This window comes from Kineococcus sp. NBC_00420 (assembly GCF_036021035.1).
GTDB lineage: Bacteria > Actinomycetota > Actinomycetes > Actinomycetales > Kineococcaceae > Kineococcus.
In genome coordinates this window covers 3232773-3255368 of the sequence record NZ_CP107930.1, presented here as the reverse complement: position 1 = coordinate 3255368, position 22596 = coordinate 3232773, and the positions used below count along the sequence as shown (strand labels likewise).

21 protein-coding genes are annotated in these 22596 nt (G+C 72.0%); 8 read left to right on the top strand and 13 right to left on the bottom strand.

Annotated features, from left to right (window positions below):
- Window positions 1–68: 68 nt before the first annotated feature.
- Together OG218_RS16065 and OG218_RS16060 are read right to left on the bottom strand one after the other, a co-directional pair.
- Complete coding sequence (locus OG218_RS16065) at window positions 69–1040, bottom strand: carbohydrate ABC transporter permease (RefSeq protein ID WP_328294239.1); 972 nt, start codon at window positions 1038–1040, stop codon at window positions 69–71.
- Window positions 1041–1143: 103 nt separating this feature from the next.
- A complete protein-coding gene (locus OG218_RS16060; protein ID WP_328294238.1) occupies window positions 1144–2631 on the bottom strand; it encodes an ABC transporter substrate-binding protein in 1488 nt (495 codons plus the stop codon).
- 186 nt (window positions 2632–2817) lie between these two features.
- Between OG218_RS16060 and OG218_RS16055 the strand changes: the two genes are divergently transcribed.
- Both OG218_RS16055 and hisS read left to right on the top strand, forming a co-directional pair.
- A complete protein-coding gene (locus OG218_RS16055) occupies window positions 2818–3789 on the top strand; it encodes a sugar-binding transcriptional regulator (RefSeq protein WP_328294237.1) in 972 nt (323 codons plus the stop codon).
- Between the two features lie 52 nt (window positions 3790–3841).
- Window positions 3842–5116 carry a histidine--tRNA ligase gene (gene hisS / locus OG218_RS16050; RefSeq protein WP_328294236.1) on the top strand — a complete coding sequence of 425 codons (1275 nt, stop codon included), beginning with the start codon at window positions 3842–3844 and terminating at the stop codon, window positions 5114–5116.
- 18 nt (window positions 5117–5134) lie between these two features.
- On the opposite strand, the gene OG218_RS16045 is transcribed toward hisS, so the two are convergent.
- The 5 genes from OG218_RS16045 to OG218_RS16025 all read right to left on the bottom strand — a co-directional run bounded on the left by OG218_RS16045 (window position 5135) and on the right by OG218_RS16025 (window position 10262).
- Window positions 5135–6061: a glycerophosphodiester phosphodiesterase gene (locus tag OG218_RS16045; protein WP_328294235.1), complete on the bottom strand. Its 927-nt coding sequence runs from the start codon at window positions 6059–6061 to the stop codon at window positions 5135–5137.
- A 4-nt stretch (window positions 6062–6065) separates the two neighbouring features.
- Entirely contained in the window at window positions 6066–7430 is a 1365-nt protein-coding gene (locus tag OG218_RS16040) for an ABC transporter substrate-binding protein (protein WP_328294234.1), read from the bottom strand.
- Window positions 7431–7457: 27 nt separating this feature from the next.
- Window positions 7458–8363: a carbohydrate ABC transporter permease gene (locus tag OG218_RS16035; protein ID WP_328294233.1), complete on the bottom strand. Its 906-nt coding sequence runs from the start codon at window positions 8361–8363 to the stop codon at window positions 7458–7460.
- Window positions 8360–9280 (bottom strand): carbohydrate ABC transporter permease, encoded by a 921-nt coding sequence (locus OG218_RS16030; RefSeq protein WP_328294232.1) that lies wholly within the window; start codon window positions 9278–9280, stop codon window positions 8360–8362. The genes OG218_RS16035 and OG218_RS16030 overlap by 4 nt, the downstream gene beginning before the upstream one ends.
- Before the next feature lie 160 nt (window positions 9281–9440).
- A complete protein-coding gene (locus tag OG218_RS16025) occupies window positions 9441–10262 on the bottom strand; it encodes a DNA-formamidopyrimidine glycosylase family protein (RefSeq protein WP_328294231.1) in 822 nt (273 codons plus the stop codon).
- 79 nt (window positions 10263–10341) lie between these two features.
- On the opposite strand from OG218_RS16025, the gene OG218_RS16020 reads away from it, so the two are divergent.
- On the top strand, window positions 10342–11580 hold the full coding sequence (locus tag OG218_RS16020; protein ID WP_328294230.1) for a WD40 repeat domain-containing protein: 1239 nt from the start codon (window positions 10342–10344) through the stop codon (window positions 11578–11580).
- Between the two features lie 77 nt (window positions 11581–11657).
- Window positions 11658–12701, top strand: a complete 1044-nt coding sequence (locus tag OG218_RS16015) for an esterase-like activity of phytase family protein (RefSeq protein WP_328294229.1) — start codon at window positions 11658–11660, stop codon at window positions 12699–12701.
- A gap of 7 nt (window positions 12702–12708) precedes the next feature.
- On the opposite strand, the gene OG218_RS16010 is transcribed toward OG218_RS16015, so the two are convergent.
- Complete coding sequence (locus OG218_RS16010) at window positions 12709–13866, bottom strand: epoxide hydrolase family protein (RefSeq protein WP_328294228.1); 1158 nt, start codon at window positions 13864–13866, stop codon at window positions 12709–12711.
- 61 nt (window positions 13867–13927) lie between these two features.
- Between OG218_RS16010 and OG218_RS16005 the strand changes: the two genes are divergently transcribed.
- Entirely contained in the window at window positions 13928–14440 is a 513-nt protein-coding gene (locus OG218_RS16005; RefSeq protein WP_328294227.1) for a CGNR zinc finger domain-containing protein, read from the top strand.
- Between the two features lie 20 nt (window positions 14441–14460).
- Here the strand turns inward: OG218_RS16005 and OG218_RS16000 are convergent, their stop codons facing one another.
- The 4 genes from OG218_RS16000 to OG218_RS15985 are packed head-to-tail and all read right to left on the bottom strand — an operon-like array spanning window position 14461 to window position 17639.
- On the bottom strand, window positions 14461–15534 hold the full coding sequence (locus OG218_RS16000) for an aldose epimerase family protein (RefSeq protein ID WP_328294226.1): 1074 nt from the start codon (window positions 15532–15534) through the stop codon (window positions 14461–14463).
- A 10-nt stretch (window positions 15535–15544) separates the two neighbouring features.
- A complete protein-coding gene (locus OG218_RS15995; RefSeq protein ID WP_328294225.1) occupies window positions 15545–15772 on the bottom strand; it encodes a hypothetical protein in 228 nt (75 codons plus the stop codon).
- Complete coding sequence (locus OG218_RS15990) at window positions 15769–17181, bottom strand: PspC domain-containing protein (protein ID WP_328294224.1); 1413 nt, start codon at window positions 17179–17181, stop codon at window positions 15769–15771. Before OG218_RS15990 ends, OG218_RS15995 begins: the two co-directional genes overlap by 4 nt.
- A gap of 44 nt (window positions 17182–17225) precedes the next feature.
- Window positions 17226–17639, bottom strand: coding sequence for a PspC domain-containing protein (locus OG218_RS15985; RefSeq protein WP_328294223.1), 414 nt, complete (start codon window positions 17637–17639; stop codon window positions 17226–17228).
- Between the two features lie 114 nt (window positions 17640–17753).
- Between OG218_RS15985 and OG218_RS15980 the strand changes: the two genes are divergently transcribed.
- The 3 genes from OG218_RS15980 to OG218_RS15970 all read left to right on the top strand — a co-directional run bounded on the left by OG218_RS15980 (window position 17754) and on the right by OG218_RS15970 (window position 20893).
- Complete coding sequence (locus OG218_RS15980) at window positions 17754–18983, top strand: sensor histidine kinase (protein ID WP_328294222.1); 1230 nt, start codon at window positions 17754–17756, stop codon at window positions 18981–18983.
- A gap of 29 nt (window positions 18984–19012) precedes the next feature.
- Entirely contained in the window at window positions 19013–19666 is a 654-nt protein-coding gene (locus tag OG218_RS15975; protein ID WP_442906515.1) for a LuxR C-terminal-related transcriptional regulator, read from the top strand.
- 216 nt (window positions 19667–19882) lie between these two features.
- A complete protein-coding gene (locus OG218_RS15970; RefSeq protein WP_328294220.1) occupies window positions 19883–20893 on the top strand; it encodes a Gfo/Idh/MocA family oxidoreductase in 1011 nt (336 codons plus the stop codon).
- A gap of 78 nt (window positions 20894–20971) precedes the next feature.
- Here the strand turns inward: OG218_RS15970 and OG218_RS15965 are convergent, their stop codons facing one another.
- Window positions 20972–22576 carry an MDR family MFS transporter gene (locus tag OG218_RS15965; protein ID WP_328294219.1) on the bottom strand — a complete coding sequence of 535 codons (1605 nt, stop codon included), beginning with the start codon at window positions 22574–22576 and terminating at the stop codon, window positions 20972–20974.
- Window positions 22577–22596 lie beyond the last annotated feature (20 nt).

Here is a 22596-nt window from a genome sequence, read left to right as displayed (position 1 = left end):
TTCCCGCTTGGAGGTCGGGACGTGGGCGTTGGTGTTCTGCTTCAGCGTGCCACTGCTCGCGACGGTGCTCATCGACCGGCCTCCTGCTTGAACATGCTCGCGACGACCCGCAGGGCGAAGTTCGCGACGATGATGGTCCCGATGACGACGACGACACCCATGGCCGAGGCGAGGCCGTAGTCGTGGGCGGAGAACACGGTCTGGTAGATCGTGTACGGCAGGTTCGCGGTGCCCAGGCCACCGGCCGTGATGGTGAAGACGGCGTCGAAGTTCTGCACGATGTAGATGGCCCCGAGCAGACCGCCGAGTTCGAGGTACTGGCGCAGGTGCGGGAAGGTCAGGTAGCGGAAGATCTGGAACCCGGTGGCGCCGTCCATGCGAGCGGCCTCCTCGGCGTCGGCCGGCTTGGACTGCAGACCGGCGAGCAGGATCAGCATCATGAACGGGGTCCACTGCCAGATGAGGGAGACCTCGATGGCGATCTTCGGGGCGGTCGAGAGCCAGTCGACCTGGGGTGCACCGTCGGAGCCGAAGAGCTTCCAGATCGCGTTGAGCGTGCCGTTGAGCAGGCCGTAGTTCGGGTTGAACAGGGCGTGCTTCCACAGCAGCGCGGCCGCGATCGGGACGACGAGGAACGGCGCGATCATCATCGTGCGGACGGCCCCGCGGCCCATGAACTTCCGGTCCAGCAGCAGGGCGATGAGCATGCCCAGGACGAGGCTGACCGCGACGACCGTGACGGTCAGCAGGACGGTGTTCCACACCGCACCGCGGAGCTGGGAGTTTGTGAAGACCGAGACGTAGTTGGAGATGCCACCGAACCCGCGGTCCTGCGGGTAGTAGGAGTTCCAGTTCATGAACGAGATGACGATGGTCGCCAGGAACGGCAACTGCGTCACGACGATCGTGAACAGCAGCGCGGGGAGGAGGGGCGCCCGGCGGGCCCAGTCGGCGGCTCTGCGCGCCTGACCCGCGTTGCGCTGGGGCCTGTCCGGCCCCACCTTGGAGAGGTTGTCAGCCGTGGTGCTCGATGTGCTCATGGAAGGACGTCCTCTGTGCTTCCGGGGAGGGGAACCCACTGACGGGGCCGGGGCCGAACGAGGGACCGCGACCCCCGGGGAACCCGGGGGTCGCGGCGACGACTCACTTCTTGTACTTGTCGCTGACCAGCTTGGTCGCGAGGTCCTGGCCCTGGTCGAGGGCGTCCTCGACGCTCATCTGACCGGCGATGGCCGAGGACACGAGCTGGGAGACCTGGGTCGCCATGTCGGCGAACTCGGGGATGGCCACGAACTGGATGCCGGCGGCCGGACGCTTCTGCACACCCGGGTCCTCCGGGTTCGCGGCGTTGATGGCGTCCTGGGTGGCCTTGTAGAACGGGGCGGCCGACTTCTGGTAGTCGGCGTTCTCGTAGGTCGAGGTGCGCTTGCCCGCGGGCACGCTGGCCCAGCCGACCTGCTTGCCCACGAGTTCCTCGTACTCCTTGCTGGAGGCCCAGGAGACGAACTTCCAGGCGTTCTCCTGGTTCTTGGAGGCCTTCTGGATGCCCCACGCCCAGGTGTACAGCCAGCCCGAGGAGTCGGTCTGGTTGACCGGCGCGGCGACGTAGCCCATCTTGCCGGCCACCGGGGAACCGCTGGCGTCCAGCGAACCGGCGGCGGAGGTCGCGTCGTACCACATGGCGACCTGCGACTGGGTCATGCCGTTGAGGCACTCGGTGAACCCGGCCTGCGGGGCGCCGGACTCGCCGTGGGCCGTGACGAGGTCGACGTAGAACTTCGTCGCGGCCACGAACTCCGGGGCGTTGACCTGGGCGGTCCAGTCCTCGTCGAACCAGGTGCCACCGAAGGTGTTGACCACCGTCGTGAGCGGGGCGAAGACCTGGCCCCAACCGGGCTGGCCGCGCAGCGCGATGCCCTTCATGCCGGGCGTCTTGCCGTCGAGCTGGGCCGCGAAACCCGCGACCTCGTCCCAGGTCGGCTTGTCCGGCATGGTGATGCCGTTGGCCTCGAAGACGTCCTTGCGGTACATGAGGAACGAGGACTCGCCGTAGAACGGCTCGCCGTAGACCTTGCCGTCGTCGCCGGTGAGCGCGGTGGCCAGCGGCTTGAGGATGTCGTCCTGACCGAACGCGGAGTCCGCCTTGATGAAGTCGTCCATCGGGGCGAGCCAGTCGTTCTTGGAGTAGAACGGGACCTCGTAGTTGGAGATCGACGCGACGTCGTACTGACCGGCCTGGCTGGAGAACTCCTGGCTGATCTTGTCGCGGACGTCGTTCTCGGGCAGGACCGTGTACTTCACGGTGATGCCGGTGTCCTTGGTGAAGTTGTCCGCGGTGAGCTTCTGCAGGTCCACCATCTGCGGGTTGTTGACCATGATGACGTTGATCGTCTTGCTGTCGCCGCCACCACCGCCGCCGCCCGTGGTCCCGCCACCGGCGCCCGAGCAGGCGCTCAGCGCCGCGGCGGTACCGACACCGGCCGCGCCACCCAGAGCTGCCCGGCGGCTCAGTGTGGTGGCTGCGCGGCGGCTCAGTGTCGTGGCTGCGCGGCGGCTCAGCGGCGAGTTCGCCGCCGACGTGGACGCGCCCGGTGCGGCGTCCTTCTTCGACAGGCTCTGACGTCCAGCCATCGTGTCCCCTCCAGTGTCTTCGTCGACAAGGTGCTCCGGCTCGCGGCCGTTGCAACCGCTCAAATGAGCGGGCTACTCTCAGCTGTGCTGATCGTGACCCGCGTCGCACACAGCTGTCAACTCGTACTGCCCGTTCTCCACCCGACGTCAGCCCGGCCGGACACCACGGTCGGCGAAGGAGGTGCCATGGCGAAGACGCCGGCCCGCGGTACCGCCTCGCGACGGATGTCCACGAGTGCGCTCGCACTCGCGGCGGCCGCCGCCCGGCGCTTCTACGTCGAGGGCCTGACCAAGGTCGAGATCGCCAAGCAGCTCGGGGTGAGCCGGTTCAAGGTCGCCCGCCTGCTGGCGGACGCCCAGGAGGCCGGTCTCGTGCAGATCGAGGTGATCGTCCCGAGTTCCCTGGACGGAGAGCTCGCCGACGCGGTGCGCGAGCGCTTCGGCGTGCGGGCGGTCTACGTCGTGAGACCCGACGAGGACACCGTGGTGGGTCAGCGCCGGGCCGTCGCGAACTTCACCGCGGGCCTGCTGGAGGAGAGCGTCACGGCCGAGGACGTCGTCGGGCTCGCCTGGGGCCGCACGATCTCCCTGCTGGCCGCCTCCGTCGGGGCGAACATCGGCTGCCGCTTCGTCCAGCTCTCCGGTGCTCTGCCGCGCCCGGACGTGGAGGAGAGCGCCGTCGAGCTCGTCCGGCGGATGGCGGAGGCGACGGGGTCCTCCTCGACGACCTTCTACGCACCCCTCGCCGTCCCCGACGCCGCCACCGCCGACGGGCTGCGATCGCAGTCCGGCATCAGCGAGGCGCTGGCCGAACTCGACCGGCTGACGAAGGCCGTCGTGTCCGTGGGGGCCTGGCGCCCGGGTGAGTCCACGGCGCTGGACTCCCTCGGGGACGCCGATCGCGACGCGCTCTCCCAGGCCGGGGTCGTCGCCGAGATCACCGGGGTCCTGCTGGACCGCGACGGCAAGGAGGTGGACGCCCTCACCGACCGCGTCATCGGGGTGACCGGTCCGCAGCTGCGGGCGACCCCGGACGTCATCGCGATGGCCTGCGGCGACCAGCGCGGCGAGGCCACCGCGACCGCGCTGCGCAGCGGCATCGTCTCGACCCTGATCACCCACACCTCCCTGGCGCGCGCCGTCCTCGCCCAGCCCTGACCCCGCCCCGCGCGCGGACGGAGCCTCCGGTCGCCTCTCCTACGATGGGGGCATGGCAGCGAAGGTCGTCCCCGCGCGGGGCATGCGTGACATCCTCCCCGTCGACAAGGCCCGCCGGGAGCACGCGCTGCACGTGATCCGCGAGGTCTACCGCTCCTTCGGCTTCGACGAGGTCGAGACGCCGGCGCTGGAGGAACTGTCCCGGCTGGAGTCGGGGCAGGGTGGCGAGAACGAGAAGATGCTGTTCAAGGTCATGCGCCGGGGGCTCGCGGCCGAGCAGGCCCTGCTGCCCGGCGACGCCGCGGACCTGGGTCTGCGCTTCGACCTCACCGTGCCCCTCACCCGCTACGTCGCCTCGAACGCGGCGGCGCTGCGGATGCCGTTCAAGGCGCTGCAGATCGGGCCGGTCTGGCGGGCGGAGCGTCCGCAGAAGGGTCGCTACCGCCAGTTCGTGCAGTGCGACATCGACATCGTCGGCGAACCCGGCAGCCTGGCCGAGGTCGAGCTCGTGACCGCGACGCACACCGCGCTGACCCGCCTCGGCCTCACGGGCACGACGCTGCGCCTCAACGACCGGGGTGTCCTGACGGGGCTGCTCACCGGGTGCGGTTTCGCCGAGGACGCCCACGGCAGTGTGCTCATCACCGTCGACAAGGCCGACAAGGTCGGGCTCGACGGGGTCCTCGCGGAACTGCGGTCCAAGGGGTTCGACGAGGGGTCGGTCTCCGCGCTGGAGAAGTCGCTGACCGAACTGCTGCCGCTGCGCGACGTCCGCACCCCGGGCGTCCTCGAGTCCGCGCTGCCCGAGGCCGTCCCCATCAAGGTCGTCGTCCGGCTCCGCGAGATCGCCGACGCCCTCGCCCTGTCCGCCCCCGGCCTCGACGTGCAGTTCGACGTCACCCTGGTGCGCGGGATGGGGTACTACACGGGCCCGATCTTCGAGATGTCGATGCCGGGCAGCTCGTCCTCGATCGCCGGCGGCGGCCGCTACGACAACATGGTCGGCCGGTTCTCCGGCCGCGACCTGCCGGCCGCGGGGTTCTCGATCGGTTTCGAGCGCATCGTGGACGAACTGTCCTCCGGTGACGAGGAGACCCTCGCGATCGCCCTCGTCCACCCGGCCGGGGCGAACCCCGGGGAACTGCTGCGCAAGCAGCAGGAACTCATCGCCGCAGGCGCCCGGGTCGCCCTGGTGAAGCAGGCCAAGCGGATGCAGCCCCTCTTCGACGCGCTCGTCGCCGAGGGGTACTCCCGGGTCGTGCGGGCCCGGGTGGCCGAGGACGGGACCCTGGAGTTCGGCGACCCCAGCGACCTCACGACCTCCTGAGGCAGGTCCGGGGAACCGTCAGGCGGAGGTGAGGCGGCGGGCGGCGTGGCCCTGCCGGGTCGCGGCGACGGTCAGCTCCTGCCGCTCCTCCGTCGCGCCGTCCTGGACGAGGCGCACCTCGCGGGCGTCGACGAAACCGCGGAGGCGGCCGGGGTCGTTGGTGATGATGCCGTCGACGCGGTGGTGCAGTAGATCACTCCACAACCGGGGTTCGTCGACGGTGTAGGGGTAGGTCGCGACGCCGGCCGCGTGGTACTCGGCGACGACGTGGGGGCTGGCGACGATGCTGGCGACGTAGGGGTTGACCGCCACCACCCCCAGTTCCGCGACCGCCCGCCTGGCCTGTTCGTAGGCCACCCCGGTGAGGGTGGACAACGCGGTGAACGGGTTCTGGGCGATGTCGCGGAGGGACTGTTCCAGCTCGGCCCAACCCATCGGCGGACCGGGCTGCAGCACGAGCAGGGCCCGCCGCACGTCCGGGGCCACGTCGCGCAACGCGGCGACGCTCGACCGGTCGAAGCTCTGGACGATGCTGCGCCCGGCCACCCCGGCGAGGCGCAACGACCCCACGGCACCGGACGCCGCTGCCGGGCCCCAGGCCCCCTTGAACTCCACGAGGAGACCGGCCTGCGGGTAGCGGGCGACCACGTCGACGACCTCCCGCAGGGTCGGCACCCGCTGGCCGGCGAACGCCGGGGCGAACCACGCCCCGGCGTCGGCCGCCCGCACGCGCGCGCTGCCGAGTTCCTCCACGGAACCGCGGGTGTCCGTGGTGCGGTCCAGGGTGCCGTCGTGCACGACCACCGGCACCCCGTCGGCGTCGAGGTGGACGTCGAGCTCCAGCAGGTCGGCGCCGGCCCGCAGTGCCGCCTCGAAGGCGGCGAGCGTGTTCTCCGGTGCCACCGCGGAGTACCCGCGGTGCGCGATCACGAGCGGGCGGGCCATCGGGTCAGGCCTTCACGAGAGGCTTGACGTCGGACTCGTAGGAGCGCTCGATCTCGTCCTGGGCGGTGCCCCAGGCGTCCTTCGACGCCGTGCCCTGCAGCATGACCTTCTCCCACGCGGTGACCGTGGACTGGTCGCCGCCGGGGACGAAGACCCGGGCGTTGTCCTGCTTGCGCACGTTCTCGAGCTGGTCGACGGCGGTCTTGAACAGCGGGGTCTGCGCGTAGACCTCCTGCATGGTGGAGGAGTTCACGGCGCCCGTCGTGACGGGCATGTACCCGGTGTTCTGGGAGAAGTAGGCGGTGTTGTCGTCCTCGGCGAGGAACTTCAGCAGCGTGGCCGCCGCGAGCTGCTGCTCGGGGGACCGCTTGGCCGGGATGGCGAAGCCGGCGCCACCCGTGGGGGTGAACCGGCCCGCGGCGCCGCCGGGCAGGAAGGCGTTGCCGACCTCGAAGTTCGCGGCCTTGAGGATGCCGGACAGCGAACCCGTGGAACCGATGACGGAGGAGTACAGCCCCGCACCGAAGTCGGAGGCCTGGTCGGAGGAGGAGACGGCCGCCCAGCCCTGCGTGACGTAGTTGCGCAGGTAGTCGCTGGCCTTGAGGACCGGGTCGCTGTCGACGGTCATCTTCCAGTCGTCGCTGAGTGCGCCACCCATGCCCCAGATCATGCTCTGGTGGATCCAGCTCGCGTTCCCGGTGCCCTTGCCGAGACCGTAGGGCGCCTGCGCACCGGTACCCGCGGCGGCCAGCTTCGGCAACCACTGCTGGAACTCGTCCCAGGTGTCGGGGCCGCGGTCGGGCAGACCGGCCGCGCTCCAGTGCGCCTTGTTGTAGTAGAAGACCGGCGTCGAACGGCAGTAGGGGACCGCCCACTGCGCGTCGGCGTACTGGTAGTCCCCCAGGAGGCCCGGGTTGTAGTTCGCGACGTCCACCCCGGCGCCGGACAGGACGTCGCCGAGCGGGGTGAGCTGGCCGTTGAGGGCGTAGCGGAACCACCAGACGTCGCTGAGGAGGACGAGGTCGGGGAGGTCGTCACCGGTGAGGGCGGCCTGGAACTTCTGGGAGATCTCGTCGTAGTTCGCGCCCGCGGTCACGAAGTTCACCGTGATGTCGGGGTTCGAGGTGGCGAAGCGCTTGAGGAACTCCGCCTCGACGGCCTGCGAGGAACCGGGGTGGTTCGTCCACACCGTCACGGTGTCGGCCGGGGTCACCTTGGTCCAGTCGGTCTTCGCCGCGACGGACGCGGCGGAGTCGCCGGTGGAGGCGGTCGAGGGGCCGGAGCAGGCGGCGAGGCCGAGAGCGGCCGCACCGGCTCCGGCCAGGGCGAGGACGCCGCGTCGGGGCAGCACGTGGGACGAGGTGTTCACGGGGTTCTCCTGAGTTCTACGGGGTGGTCAGTTCGCGAGCGCGCCCGTGGCCAGACCGGCCACGAGTCGACGCTGGAAGAAGACGAAGACGAGCAGGATGGGGAGCATCACGAGCACCGTGCCGGCCATCAGCACGCCCCAGTTGGTGATGCCGTCGTTGTTCTGCAGCAGGGTCAGACCCACGGGCAGGGTCATCATGCTCCCGCTGTCGGTCACCAGCAGCGGCCAGAGGTACTGGTTCCACTCGCTGACGACGGAGACGAGCGCGACGGCGGAGACGGTCGGCGCGGACAGCGGTACGACGAACCCCCACAGCCGGCGCCAGTGGCCCGCACCGTCCAGGGTCGCGGCCTCCAGGACGGAGACCGGGAACGTCTGGAAGTGCTGGCGGAAGAGGAAGGTCCCCAGCGAACTGGCCAGGCCCGGCAGGATGATCCCCTGGTAGGTGTTCAACCAGCCGAGCTGGGCGGTGAGGGTGTAGTTCGGGATGAGCGTGACCTGCGGCGGCACCATCAGGGCCGCGAGGACCAGCAGGAAGACGAGGCGCTTCCCGGGGAACTCCACGAACACCAGGGCGTAGGCGCACATCAGTCCGAGGACGACCTTGAGCCCGGCGCCGAGGACGGTGGTGATGACGCTGTTCAGCAGGAAGTGCCCGAAGGGCACGGTCGCGAAGACGTCCAGGTAGTTCGCGAGGTCCAGGGACTCCGGCAGCCACCGGGTCGGGATCGTGTAGATCTCGTTGCGCTGCTTGAAGGACGCGAACACCATCCACAGCAACGGCACGACCATGATGAGCGCCGCCACCACGAGGCAGGCGTAGCCGACGACGTCGACCCGGCGCCGGGGTTCACCGGCGGCCGGCCGGGCGCCGCGCTGGGCGGGGATCCGCGGTGCGCCCGCGGAGGTCTTGCGGGGGACGTCGACGCTCACCGGTAGTGCACCTTCCGCTCGACGAAGACCATCTGGACCAGGGTGACGAGCAGCAACCCGACGAACAGCAGGGTCGCGATCGCGGAGGCGTACCCGGCGGAACCGTCGACGAACGCCTCCTGGTAGACCTGGTAGACCATGGTGGTCGTCCCCTCCAGGGGCCCGCCCTTGGTCATCGCCCGGATGATGTCGAACGAGCCACCGGAGTTCGACTCGATGAACACCGTGACGGTGAGGAACAACGTGGTGGGCGAGAGCAGCGGGAAGATGATCGACCAGAACGTCCGCAGCGGGGAGGCCCCGTCGATCTGGGCGGCTTCCAGGATGTCGTCCGGGACCGACTGCAGGGCGGCCAGGTAGATGATGGCGACGTAGCCGACGTACTTCCACAGGTAGACGATGCAGACCATGGCCAGCGACCACTGCGGGTCGTTGTACCAGTTCGGCGAAGTGATCCCGAGTCCCCGCAGCAACCCCGAGACGAGGCCGTACTGGGGGTCGAACACGAACAGCCAGCACATGCCGACGGCGACACCCGACAGGACGTAGGGCGCGAACACCGCGGCGCGGACGAACGTCCGTCCGTGCAGCTTCCGGTCGAGGAGGCGGGCGAGCGCGAGACCGATGGACATGCACCCGCCGACGGTGACGACCGCGAAGATCGCCGTCGTCAGCAGGACCGCGGGCGTCTTCGGGTCGTGGAAGTAGTTCAGGTAGTTCTGCAGGCCGATGAACGTCGCCGTGTCCGAACCCAGGTTCCAGTGCAGCAGCGAGTACTGCACGTTCTGGATCAGCGGCTTGTAGACGAACAGGACCAGGAGCGCGACGTTGGGCCCAGCGAGGAGCAGGAAGGTTCCCCACGAGCGCCAGGGGATGGAGCGCTGGCGCTGGGCGGGAACCTGGTGGAGGGTCGTCAAGGCGACCTCCTCCCAGGAAGGAGTGAGCTGGACGTTGGGAACACTAGTTCGCGCCGGGGGCCCGCCCCACGATTCCGGAGGGCCTCCGGGCAACGGACATCGACTGTTCACCTGACCCCGTCCCGGGGTGCCCGCACGTCACCGGCGGTTCACCGGGGCGTCAGCGCTGGCAGCTGGGGCACCACCAGGTGCGGCGCTGCTCGGGGTCCCCCGGGACCTCGGCGCGGACCGCGATCGGGGTGCCGCAGCGACGGCAGGGTGCTCCCGCCCGTCCCGAGACCCAGTGCCGGTGGCCGGGTCGGGTGTCCCCCGTCGTGACCTGCATCGCGCCGGTCGGGCTGACGGAGAACGTCAGCAGCTTCACGGCGAGGCGGACGATGCGCTCGAGGTCGACGGTCCCGGCCGGGGTCCAGGGGTCGTGACCGCGCAGGTAGCAGAGTTCGTCGGCCCAGAGGTTGCCGATCCCCGCCAGGTTGCGCTGGTCGAGCAGGGCCGCCTTGAGGCCGCGCTCCGGACGCCGGCGGAGGTTGTCGACCGCGATCCGGACCCGGTCCTCGACCGGGGTCGCGGCGTCGAGCAGGTCCGGTCCGAGGTGGCCGACGACGCTCGCCTCCTGGTCGGTGGGCAGGACCTCGACGACCGGCATCCGCAACGCCAGCGCCGTCGGACCCTCCGTGCTCAGCCGGACGCGGACGTCGGGCAGCAACCGCTGCGGCAGTCGCTTCCCGGGACCGAGCACCGACCACTCGCCGTCCATCCGGAGGTGGGTGTGCAACGTCGTCGGTCCGGTGAGCGAACTCCCGCCGACGTCGAAGCGGGTGAGCAGGTGCTTCCCCCGGGAGACGGTCCCGAGGACGACGGCACCCGTCAGGTCCAGCGTCGCGAAGCGGGGGACGCGGAGGTCGGCCGAGGTCAGCCGGTGCCCGGACAGCTGCGCGTCGAGGCGACGGGCCAGCCGGTACACGGTGTCTCCTTCGGGCACCCGACCACGGTGGGGGTCCGGCAGCGGATCCGCACGCCGACCGGATGGCCACGGCCGCCTCACGGGGAGAAGCTGGGACATGACCTCGCGCCGGCTGCCCGCTCTCGTGGGGTTCCTGGTCCTCGTCCTGGGGATCGCGGTCGTGCTGGCGGTCGGTGCCGGTGCCGGCCGACGCAACGTCCCCGCCCGGGTCTCGGTCCCCCGGGTCTTCCCCGGTTCCAGCCACCTCACCGCCGACTCCACCCGGTCCCCGCTCGGACGGGCGGTCGCCCTCTACCGGCAGGGCGCGGGCGTCGGGATCACCGGGACCCCGCAGGTCCTGGCCCAGGGCAGCGACGGCCGCAGCACCCGCACGGTGGACGTGGCCCTCGACCGCGGACGGGGAGACGTCCTCGGCGACCCGGCGCCGGCGACGCTGTCCCCCGACGGGTCGCTCGTCGTCGTCGGCGAGCGGCGCGCCACCCCCGCCGCGACGGACCTCGTGGAGATCACCACCGCCACCGGGGCCGAGCGCGTGGTCCGACTGCCGGCGGCACGGGGCGTCGTGCCCGTGGCGTGGAGCCAGGACAGCCGCTACCTCGCCTACGCCGGGGCGGACGCCACGAACGTCGTCGAGTCCGCCGTCGCGGGTCCGCTCTTCGTCCTGGACACCCGCAGCGGCCGCTCGGAACTGCTCACGGACGACGTCACCGCGGCCGCGTTCTCCCCGGACGGGTCGCGGGTCGCCGTGCAGTCCCCCGGGTCACCGCGGATCCGGGTGCTGGACCGCTCGGGGCGGACGGTGGACCAGCTCCTCGCCCCGGACCGCGCCCGGATCGCCGGGGGCGCCGCCTGGTCCCCCGACGGGTCCCTGCTCGCCGTCTTCGACGACGTGCGTGACCAGGTCGGGTTCGTCCCGGTCGCGGCGACGGCCGTGGTCCCCGCGCCGGTGCCCTCCGGCGGTCGGGTCCTGGGCTGGCTCTCCCGGACCGAACTGCTCGTCCCGGCCCCCCTGACGTCCGTCGGCGACGGCGACCAGCGGCTGCTGCGCGCGGACCTCGCCGAGGGGGACACCTCGGTGTGGGCGTCGGTGCCCACGGCGGGCGCGCGCTACGCGGTGCGGGACGTGACGTTGGCGACGGCCCTGCTGCCGCGGGCGCAGCTCGTCGCGGGTGGCGACGTCGACCGCGGGCCGTGGCCGCTGGGACTGCGGATCGGGTTCGTCGTCGCCGGGGCCGTGCTGTCGTCGTTCTCGGTGGTCGGTCTGCAGCGGCGGGCGGCGGCGGTGGGTTCGCTCGTCGCCACCCCCGCCTGGTCCACCGACTCCTCGATCGACTGAGCGTCGGCGAGGTTTCGCCCGACGTTCCCCGGGAGGTCGCCGAGGACCCCGCCCCGCAGCTCCTAGCGTGCTCGCCTGTGAAGAGAACCCTCGCGTCCGCCGTCGTCCTCGCCACCGTCTGCACCCTCGCCGCGTCCGGGGCCGCGAACGCGGGCACCACCGGGAAGGCCGCCGCCGCCACCGCCCGGTGCAGCACCGCCGTCGCGTTGACGGGTTTCGACGACCACCTCGACGAGACCACGTTCGCGGGAACGCCGGTCGCGAACCTGTCGGCCCTCGCCCCGAGGCCGGACGGCTCGCTGCTGGCCCTCTCGGACCGCTCGGAGCTGTTCACCCTCGACGCTGACCGCAACCCCACCGCTGTCGTGGCGCTCCGCGACGAGGAGGGCGCCGAACTGGACAGCGAGGGCCTGGTCGCCGACCGGGACGGAACCCTCTGGGTGTCCTCGGAGTCCGGTCCCTCGGTCCGGCACTACACGGCCGACGGGACGCTCCTGGGTGCGTTGCCGCTCCCCCCGGAACTGCAGGTCGCCCCCGCCGGGCGGGCTCAGGAGAACCTGTCCCTCGAGGGGTTGACCTTGTCGGCCGACGGGCTCACGCTCTTCGCCGACGACGAGCAGGAACTGCTGAGGGACGCCGACGGTGTGCTGCGGATCCAGACCTGGCACCGCGCCGACCTGACCGCTCCGTTCGCCCTCGCTGCGCAGTACGCCTACCAGGCCGACCCGGGTCTCGGCGTTCCCGAGCTGACCGCGACCCCCGACGGCCGGCTGGTCCTGGTCGAACGCGAGTTCATCGCCCAGGTCGGGAACACGGTCCGCCTCTACGTCGCGGACCCGGCGACCGGGACCGACGTGGGCTCCGTCCAGAGCCTGACCACCGACAGCCCCGTGCTGGCCAAGACCCTGCTGGCCGACCTGGTGACCTGCCCGACGCTCGGGGCGGTCGCGGAACAACCGCAGCTGAACCCGCTGCTGGACAACGTCGAGGGCATGGCCCTGGTGTCGAACCAGGGCGACCGCCGCCTGCACCTGCTGCTGGTCAGCGACGACAACCAGCGCCCCACCCAGACCACCCGGTTCTACGACCTCGACGTCACCCTCCCCGTCCGGACGTCCTGAACCGCCGTCACCCCACCGTGTCGCGGAAGAAGGTGAGGACGTCCTCGGCGAGCAGTCCGGGTTCCTCGCGGGCCGCGAAGTGACCGCCGCGCGGCATCCGCGTGTACCGCGTGAGGTGGTACCGGCGTTCCACCCAGCTCCGCGGCGGCGGGGCTCCGAGGTCGGCGGGGAACAGGGCGACCGCGGTCGGGACGGTGACCCGTTCCAGCGGGGGCAGGAATCCGTTGCCGCTCTCGTAGTACGGCCGGAACGAGGTGGAGATCGAGTTCGTGAACCAGTACAACGAGGCCTGGGTGAGCAGGAACTCGTCACCGAACTTCGCGGCGGGATCGCCGTCGCCGTCGCTCCAGGCACGGTACTTCTCGAGGATCCAGGCCAGCAGCCCGGACGGGGAATCGCTCAACCCCTGGGCGAGGGTGAGCGGACGGGTGCTGTGCTGGTGGCCGTAGGCCCCCTCCGCCTCCCGCCACGCGGCGAGACGGTCGAGGTAGGCCCGCTCGTCCTCGTCGAGTTCCCCGTCGGCTTCGTCGTGGCGGGAGTCCACGTCGAGGAGGTGGATGCCGACGACGGCCTCGGGGTGCGCCTGACCGAGCCGGCCGGTGACGCCGGCCCCCAGGTCGCTGCCGTGGGCGCCGTAACGCTCGAAGCCGAGTTCGTCGTGCATGAGCCGGTGCCAGAGCTCGTGCGTGGGCAGCGAGTTCTCGAGGTCCGGACGCTGTCCGGAGAACGCGAATCCCGGCAGGGACGGGACGACCACGGTGAGGGCGTCACGGGCGTCCCCGCCGAACTCCGACGGGTGCGTCAGGCGCCGGGCGAACTCCGTGTGCTCGAGGAAGGAACTCGGCCAGCCGTTGGTGAGGACGACGGGCAACGCGTCGGCGCGCTCGCCCTGGAAGACCAGGTGGTGCACGAGCGTCCCGTCGATCTCGGCGAACCGGGACGGGAGGGCGTTCAGCGCCGCCTCCTGGGCGCGCCAGTCGTACCCGTCGGCCCAGTGGGCGACGAGGCGGCGCAGTTCGCCGCCGTCGGTGCCGGCCTGCCAGGCGGGGAGCGGCCAGGCCGCGGCCCAGCGCGTCGCGCGCAGGCGCGATCGGAGGTCCTCCAGCTCGGCGTCGGGGACGGCGAGCAGCGGGCGGGCGTCCGGGGACAGCCGTGAAGTCGACACCAGTGGAGGCTATAGCCGGTGTCGCCGCGAGGCAACACCGGTGACGCCGTAAGCTGGTGTCGTGAACGCACCGGTCGTGGACCTCGAGGTCGTGGAGCAGTTCCTCAACACCCTCGACGAACGGACGTTCAGCCGGCACGGCGAACAGCACCTCCGTCGGGACGCACTCACCTCGCCCGAGGACCTGTCGGCCTGGCTGGACGACCGCGACCTCGCCGGGGACCCGGTCCGCCCGGCCGACGTGACCACGGCCAGGGCGCTGCGCTCAGCGTTGCGCGAGGCCCTGCTGGGGAGCGAACCCGCGTTGGACCGCTTCCCGCTGCGCCTGGTCGCGGACCCGTCGGGGAGTCTGCGGGTGGCGGCGCAGACCGGCGTCGACGGTCTCGACACCCTCGTCGAGACGGTGGCCGTCAGCGTCGCCTCGGGCCGCTGGAGCCGGCTGAAGCTCTGCGCGTCCGAGGACTGCCGCTGGGCGTTCTACGACACCTCCCGCAACGGTGGCGGACGGTGGTGCTCGATGGAGGTCTGTGGCAACCGCCACAAGACGCGGACCTACCGCCGGGCCCGGGGGTGACCACCGGGGTCCGGGAGCGCTCAGGCCAGGCCGAAGCGGAACTCGGTGACGGTGCGGAACTCCTCGCCGGGCTGCAGGACGGTCGTCGGGAACTCGGGGTGGTTCGGGGCGTCGGGGAAACCCTGGGCTTCCAGGGCGAACCCGGCCCGGGGCCCGTAGGTCTGCCCCGCCTTGCCCACGAGCGTCCCGGCCAGTGAGCCCCCGGTGAAGAACTGCACCCCGGGCTGGTCGGTCCAGACCTCGAGGGTCCGCCCGGAGACGGGTTCCTCGACCTTGGCCGCGAACGTCACGTCACGGCGCCCGCCGGGGACGTCGGCCAGGACGAAGCAGTGGTCGAAACCCTTACCGCGGGCCAGCTGCTCGTCCTCGAGGTCGACGCGGTAGCCGACCGGAACGGGTTCGCGGAGGTCGAACGGGGTGCCCTCGACGGGACGGAACTCACCCGTCGGCAGTCCGCTGTCGTCGACGGGGAGGAAGCGGTCGGCGGCGACCTGCACGAGCTGCGCGTCGACCGTCCCCGCTCCGTCGCCCGCGAGGTTCCAGTAGGCGTGGTTCGTGAGGTTCACGACGGTCGTCGAATCGGTGGTCGCGCTCGCGAGGACGGTGAGGACACCACCGCGCAGGACGTAGCTGACGTGCACCGACAGGTTTCCGGGGAACCCGTTGTCGCCGTCGGGGCTGAGCAGCGAGAACCGGACCCCGCAGGCCCCCTCGACGGGGTGGGCGCTCCAGCGCCGTTCCGAGAACGGGTGCGGTCCGCCGTGGATCGCGTTGCCGCGGTCGGTCGGCGGGACGGCGAAGCTGATCCCGTCGAGGGTGAACGTCCCGCCCCGGATGCGGTTGGCGAACCGCCCGATCGTCGCCCCGAAGGAGCGTCCCTTGGCGGTGTAGGGCGCAAGGTCGGAGAACCCGAGGACGACGTCGACGAGGTTCCCGTCCCGGTCGGGGACGAGCACCGACTGGATCCTCGCGCCGTGCTCGACGAGACCGACCCGCACCCTCCCGTCGTCCAGGACCCAGCGCGCGATCGGGGTTCCGTCCTCGAACGTTCCCCAGGCCTGCTCGACGGTCACGGTTCCCACCGGGTTCTCCACGCGCCCGAGGTTACCGGGGCGGGTCGTCCTCGGCCCGGGGAGCCGCCCGCGCGGTACCCAGGGCCCCCACCGCCGCGGTCGTGACGACCGCGACGCCGGTGAGCAGGAGAACTCCGGCGGCGTACCACTTCCAGTCCCAGCTGCGGTCGAGGACCTCGTGCGCCGCGACGGCCGCCGCGAGGGCCACCAGGACGAGACCACCGAGGACGGCCCCGACGTCGGGGCCCCGCGGGTTCACCGGTCCTCCAGGAGGGTCGAACCGGCGGCGGCGAGGCGGACCTCACCGGTCCAGGCGACGGCCTGCAGTTCCGGGGTCCCCGCGGGGACGGTCCAGTCGACGGGGTCGTCACCGCGGACCACCACGGTGTCGGCGAGGGCGGCCGCGTCGGGACCGACGGCGAAGACCTGCCTGAGGTCGGCGCCGTCGACGGAGCGCTGCGCGGCCGTGCCGTCGAGCGCCACGACGTCGACGTCCTGCCACCGGACCGAGCCGGCGAGGACGCGCACCTCGACGAGCACCGTCGCGTCGTCGGGGACGAGGACGTCGAGGCGCCCCGCGGGGATGGTGGCCCGGGCCGGTCCCCCGTCGAGGCGGGACGGGTCGACGCTGAGCTGCCCCACCGCGGAACTCAGCGCGGTCGCGCCGGTGGGGCTCCAGGTCTTCTGCACCTGCCAGGTCCAGCCCGTCGCGGGCGGGAGGAGGGAGGTGGCGACGGCGCAGAACGCCGCGGGCCAGGCCAGCCCGACCAGGGCCGTGCGCCGGCCCCGGACCCCGGCGAGGACGGCCCCGAACCCCATCACGGCGACGGCGGCGCAGCAGGCCAGCGGCACGGTCCGACCGGGGAGGTCGACCAGCAGGCCGACGACGACCACGGCCCCGGCGGCGAGCAGCGCGAGACCGAGGACGGCGGTGGTGAGCAGGGGCGATCCGGGGCGACGGCGGGCCTTGGCCGCGGCCGCCCGTTCCCGCGCGCGCTCCTGGACGAGGCGGTGCTTCTCCGCCCGGGCGGCGGCGCTGCGTTCGGTCGCGGACCCGAACCCGGCGACGGGTTCACGGACGGGTCCCGGTTCGACGGCGGGCGGGGGCTCGGGCTGGTCCCGGTGGGCCGACGACGGCGGGGCCTTCGGGGTCTTCGCCAGCGAGAGGCGGGGGCGCGGGGGCGCGAACTGCGTGAAGCGCTGGTCGCGCAAAACCCACCAGCCGAGCAGCGCGACGAGGGTGGTGATGAGGAAACCCCAGCCGGGCCCGGCCCGGCCGGTGGTGAGGATCCCCACCAGGGCCCGCGGCACGAACAGGTCGAGGACGACGAGGGCACCGGCCAGCCAGGCCGCCCCCGAGACGTCGCCCCGGGTCACCGCCTCGGCCTCGATGCGCCCGGACTTCCGTGCGTCGGGCAGCAGCAACCAGGCGAGTCCGTAGCAGGCCAGACCGAGACCGCCGACGGCGGTGAGGGCGGCGACGGTCCCCCGCACCAGCAGGGGGTCGTACCCGGTGCGGGCCGCGACGGCGCCGCAGACCCCGGCGAACCAGCGGTCCTCGCCACGGACGACCCCGAGCTCGCGCACGGAGCGGAAGAACGTCGCCCGGCAGTCCCGGACCGGCCCGGGGGGGGCGGGTCCTTCCGGCGGGGCGGTGGTGCTGGTCACGGGTCGACTCTCCCGGTAGGCAGCGGGACGGGGGAAGGGGGGTCTCAGAAGATCCAGCCGAGGCCGAGCAGGCCCTGGCCGAGGATCAGGTCGAGGACGACGAGCCCGACCGCGAGGGCCAGGGCGCCGGAGACGTCGCCGCGCTGGGCCGCCTGGGCCTCGATGCGCCCGGCCGCCGCCGAGGCGTCGGGCAGCAGGGCCCAGGCGAGGCCGTAGAGGCCGAACCCGAGTCCCCCGAAGAGGCTCAGCACGATGAAGGCGATCCGCACGACGAGGGGGTCGATGCCGAGGCGTCCGGCGATGCCGCCGGCGACCCCGGCGACCCAGCGGTCCTGGCTGCGGACGAGGCCGGAGCGGCGGATCGCCGCGAAGAAGCGGTCGGCGGAGTTCTGCGCGGCCGGGACCTGCAGGGTCTCGGGGCGGGGGTCGGTCTGCTGGGTGTTCTCGCTCGTGGTCATGGTTCGAGACTGCTCGCCGGGACACCCCGGGCACATCCGGGGTTTCCCTGAGTCGACCCTGGTTCCGGCGCTCGGGGGATCCCCGGGGTGGGGGTCGCGTGCCACGATCGGCGGGTGAGCACGCAGACGACGGCACCCCCCGCGACGGGGCCCGCACCGCGACCGGCCCTGGTCCGCGCGGTCGAGCACCGCCGGGTCGCCGGCGTGGCCGCGGGCGTCGCCGCCCACACCGGGATCCCGTCGTCACGCGTGCGGACGGTGTTCGTCGCGGGGGCGTTCCTCGGGGGTTTCGGCGTCGCGCTCTACGCGGCGCTGTGGTTGCTGCTGCCCGACGAGAACCAGCTCGCGCTGCCTCCGGAGCAGCGTTCCGACGCCGCCGCGTGGGTCGTGGCGCACCGCAACGCCCTGGCCGGGATCGCCCTGGTCGTCTGCTTCGGGTTGCTGCCGGCGATGAACCTGCTCAAGGGGTCCTCGCGGTTCGCGGCCCCGCTGCTCGTGGCCGGCGCGGGCGTGGTGCTGGCGTGGGGCCAGCTCGACACGACCCGTCGACGTCGGCTGGTGGCGGACTCCACGGACGGGCGGCGGGCCGCGCTGCGGGTGGCGGTGGGCGCCGCACTCGTCGTCCTCGCCCTGATGTTCCTGTTCGTCGTGGGCGACCCGACCCAGTTCTGGCGCTCCACGGTCGCCGGGTTGGGGATCCTCGCGGGGGTGACCGTCGTGCTGGCGCCCTGGGTGGTGCGGCTGTGGCAGGACCTCGGGGAGGAACGGGCGGCCCTGGCGCGTGAGCAGGAACGGGCCGAGTTGGCCGCCCACGTGCACGACTCGGTGCTGCAGACCCTCACCCTCATCCAGAAGCGGTCGTCGGACGCCGGCGAGGTCGCCCGGTTGGCGCGACGGCAGGAACGCGAACTGCGGCAGTGGTTGTACGGCGACCACGGGCAGAGCGCCGGCACGCTCGGGGCTGCGCTGCGGGCCGCGGCGACGGAGGTCGAGGACGTGTCGGGGGCCGTCGTCGAGGTCGTCGTCGTGGGCGACCTGGACAACCGGGTCCTCGACAAGCCGCTGACGTCGCTGGCCCAGGCGGCCCGGGAGGCACTGCTGAACGCCGGCCGGCACGCGGGTGGGACCGTGTCGGTGTACGCGGAAGCCGTCGGTGCAGGTGTGGAGGTGTTCGTGCGCGACCGGGGTCCCGGTTTCGAGGTGGACGACGTCCCCGACGACCGGCTGGGGGTGCGCGAGTCCATCATCGGCCGGATGCGCCGGGCCGGCGGTCGGGCGACCGTGCGGCGGCCCGCCGACGGCGGCACCGAGGTGGCGCTCGTACTGCCGGGAGGCACGTCGTGATCCGGGTCCTCGTCGTCGACGACCACCGCATGGTCCGCTCCGGCGTCCGCGCGGAGCTCTCCTCCGCCGACGACCTCGAGGTCGTCGGCGAGGCGGCCGACGTGAGCGGTGCGGTGGCGGCGGTGCAGCGCCTGCGGCCCGACGTCGTGCTGCTCGACGTGCACCTGCCGTCGGGGCCGGACGAGAACCCCGCGCCCGGAGCGGGGTCCGGTGGGGCGCAGGTGCTCGCGCAGTGCGCGTCGCTGCTCACGGCCGACCCTCCGGTGCGGTTCCTGGCCCTGTCGGTCTCCGACGCCGCCGACGACGTCATCGCCGTGATCCGCCGCGGCGCACGGGGTTACGTCACCAAGGCCATCAGCGGCGAAGAACTCGCCGCGGCGGTGCGCCGGGTCGCCGACGGAGACGCCGTGTTCTCGCCGCGACTGGCGGGTTTCGTCCTCGACGCGTTCGGTTCCGGCGCCGGCGAGGTCGCCGCGGTCGACGACGAGCTCGACCGGTTGTCGGCGCGCGAGCGTGAGGTGATGCGGCTCATCGCCCGCGGCTACGCCTACAAGGAGGTCGCGAAGGAGCTCTTCATCTCGGTGAAGACCGTCGAGACCCACGTGTCCGCGGTGCTGCGCAAGCTGCAGCTGTCCAACCGCAACGAGCTGACCCGCTGGGCCGCCGCCCGCCGCCTCCTCTGACCCTCCCCCTACCTCCCCCCGTCCCGCGGAAACAACACTTTCCGCCCTTCCCGCGGGGCTCCGGGGGCGGAAAGGGTTGTTTCCGCCCCCGGGACGGGCGGTGTGGGGCGGAGGGTGTCGTTTCCGCGGGGAGGGGCGGCGTTGACCGGGAGTGGAGGCTTCCTTAGCATTGGACCGGTCCACCAACGGACTCACGCCCCTCTCGGAAGGACACCGATGTCCCAGCCCCTGCGCTTCGCGCTGATCGGCACCGGCCGCATCGGCCAGGTCCACGCCGCGAGCATCCACCGCAGCGGGGACGCCGTGCTGCAGGTCGCCTGCGACGCCCTCATCGCGGGGGCCGAACGGACCGCGGCGGCGTTCGGCGGGCGGGCGACGTCGGACCCGCTGGCGGCGATCCGCGCCGACGACATCGACGCCGTGATCATCGCCTCCCCCACCCCGACCCACGTCGACCTGCTCGAGGCCTGCCTCGACGCGGGGCTACCCGCCCTGTGCGAGAAGCCCATCGACCTCGACCTCGCGCGCGTCGACGCGATCCGCTCGCGCGCCCGGCAGGCCGAGGCCCCGGTGGTCCTCGGGTTCAACCGCCGTTTCGACCCGCACTTCGCGGAACTGCGCCGTCGCGTCCAGGCCGGCGAGATCGGTCGTCTCGAGCACCTGGCCATCACCAGCCGCGACCCGGAACCGCCGCCCGCCGACTACGTGCCCCTGTCCGGCGGGATCTTCCGCGACATGGCCATCCACGACCTGGACATGGCGCGTTCGTTCGTGCCGGACATCGTCTCGGTGACCGCGGTCGGGTTGCGGCAGTTCGACACCGGGATCGCCGGTCACGACGACTTCGACGCCGCCGTGACGACCCTCGTGGGTTCCGGGGGCGAGTCCATCGTCATCACGAACTCCCGGCACAGCGCCTACGGCTACGACCAGCGCCTCGAGGCGTTCGGTCCGGACGGGCTGCTCGAGGTCGGGAACGTGACGCCGACGATCGTGCGTTCCTCGACCGGCGCCTCCAGTTCGACGGGCGAGCCGTACCGCCGGTTCTTCCTGGAACGCTACCGGGAGGCCTACGAACGGGAACTCGCCGCGTTCATCGCCACGGTCCGCGGCGAGACCGTCGCGGGTTCCCCCGGGTTCGAGGACGGCCGCGCGGCGCTCGTGCTGGCCGACGCCTGCGAGGTGTCGGCCCGCGAGGGCCGGACGGTCTCCGTCGACCTGTCCTGACGCGCGTTCCTCGTGGGATCGTTGCCTCCCCGGTGTCGTCCAGCGACACCGGGGAGGCAACGATCCCACCCGCGGCGGCTACTCCTTGAGCACGGAGGGGGGCGAGCCGGTGCTCTGGGCGGGAACCTCGGCGTTCCGCTCGGCGGCCGCCTCGGTCTCCCCCTCGCCCATCGGGGCCGTGCTGGACAGCGGAACCTCGGGGAGGAAGAACGCGATGACGGTGCCGAGGAGGAACATCGGGACCAGCCAGAGGAAGATCGGGACGAGGGAGTCGGCGTAGGCGTTGACGATGCCGTCGGCCACGTCGGCCGGCAGCGACCGGACGAGCGCCGGGGTGAGGCTCGAGGCGCTGTCCGCGGAACCGCTCAGCGCGCCGCCGAGACGCTCGGTGAGCCGGCTGGAGAACACCGTGCCCAGGACGGCGGTGCCGACGGTGACCCCGAGTTCGCGGAACAGGTTGTTGGAACTGGTGGCGGTGCCGATCTCCTTCGGGCTGACAGCGTTCTGCACGGCCAGGACGATGATCTGCATGAACAACCCGAGCCCCGCGCCGAGGATGCCGACGTAGACGCAGACCTGCCAGAGCGGGGTGGCGACGGACATCGTCGACATGAGGAACATCGCGACGGCGGCGATGAACGTCCCGGCGATCGGGAACGCCTTGTACCGACCGGTCTTCGTGACGACCGCGCCGGACCCGATGCTGGCCACCAGCAGCGCACCGACCATCGGCAGCAGCAGCAGACCCGATTCGGTGGCGTTCACGCCGTAGGCCATCTGCAGGTAGGTGGGCAGGTAGGCCAGGGCGCCCATCATCCCGGCGCCGACGACGAGACCGAGCAGGGTGGTGACGACGAACGTCCGGTTCTTGAAGAACCGCATCGGGATGACCGGCTCGGGGACCTTGTTCTCGACCACCACGAACGCGACCGCCGCGAGGACGGTGGCGACGGCCAGACCGATGATGGTGGCCGAACCCCACGCGTACTGCGTCCCACCCCAGCTCATCGTGAGGACGAGGCCGGTGGAGGCCAGCGCCAGCAGCACCATGCCGACGTAGTCGATCGGGGCGGAGTTGTGCCGCTTCGGCAGTTTGATCGCGAGCGCCGCGACGACGAGGGCGACGATCCCCAGCGGTAGGTTGATCCAGAACACCCAGCGCCAGTCGGCGGCGTCGGTGAGCCACCCGCCCAGCAGTGGGCCGGCGACGGCGGAGACCCCGAACACCGCGCCGATGGGCGCCATGAACTTCGCGCGGTCCTTGGCGGGGACGACGTCGGCGATGATCGTCTGGGACATGATCATCAGCCCGGAGCCACCGAGGCCCTGGAGGAAGCGGAACGCGATGAACTCCGTCATGCTCTGCGAGAACCCGGCGAGCGCCGAGCCGAGCAGGAACAGCGCGATGGCCACGATGAACAGGCGTTTGCGTCCGACGAGGTCGCCGACCTTGCCGTAGATCGGCATCGCGATCGTGATGGCGAGCGTGTAGGCGGTGATGGCCCAGCTCATGTGCTGGAGACCGTCGAGTTCACCGACGATCGTGGGCAGCGCCGTCCCGACGATGGTCTGATCGAGGGAGGCGAGCAGCATGACGAGCATGAGGCTGGTGAAGATCCAGCCGATGCGAGGTTTCGCCCGGTCGGCGGCCGAGGGCGCGCTCGAGGGCACAGTGGTGGACACGGGTTTCTCCTGCGGGTGCG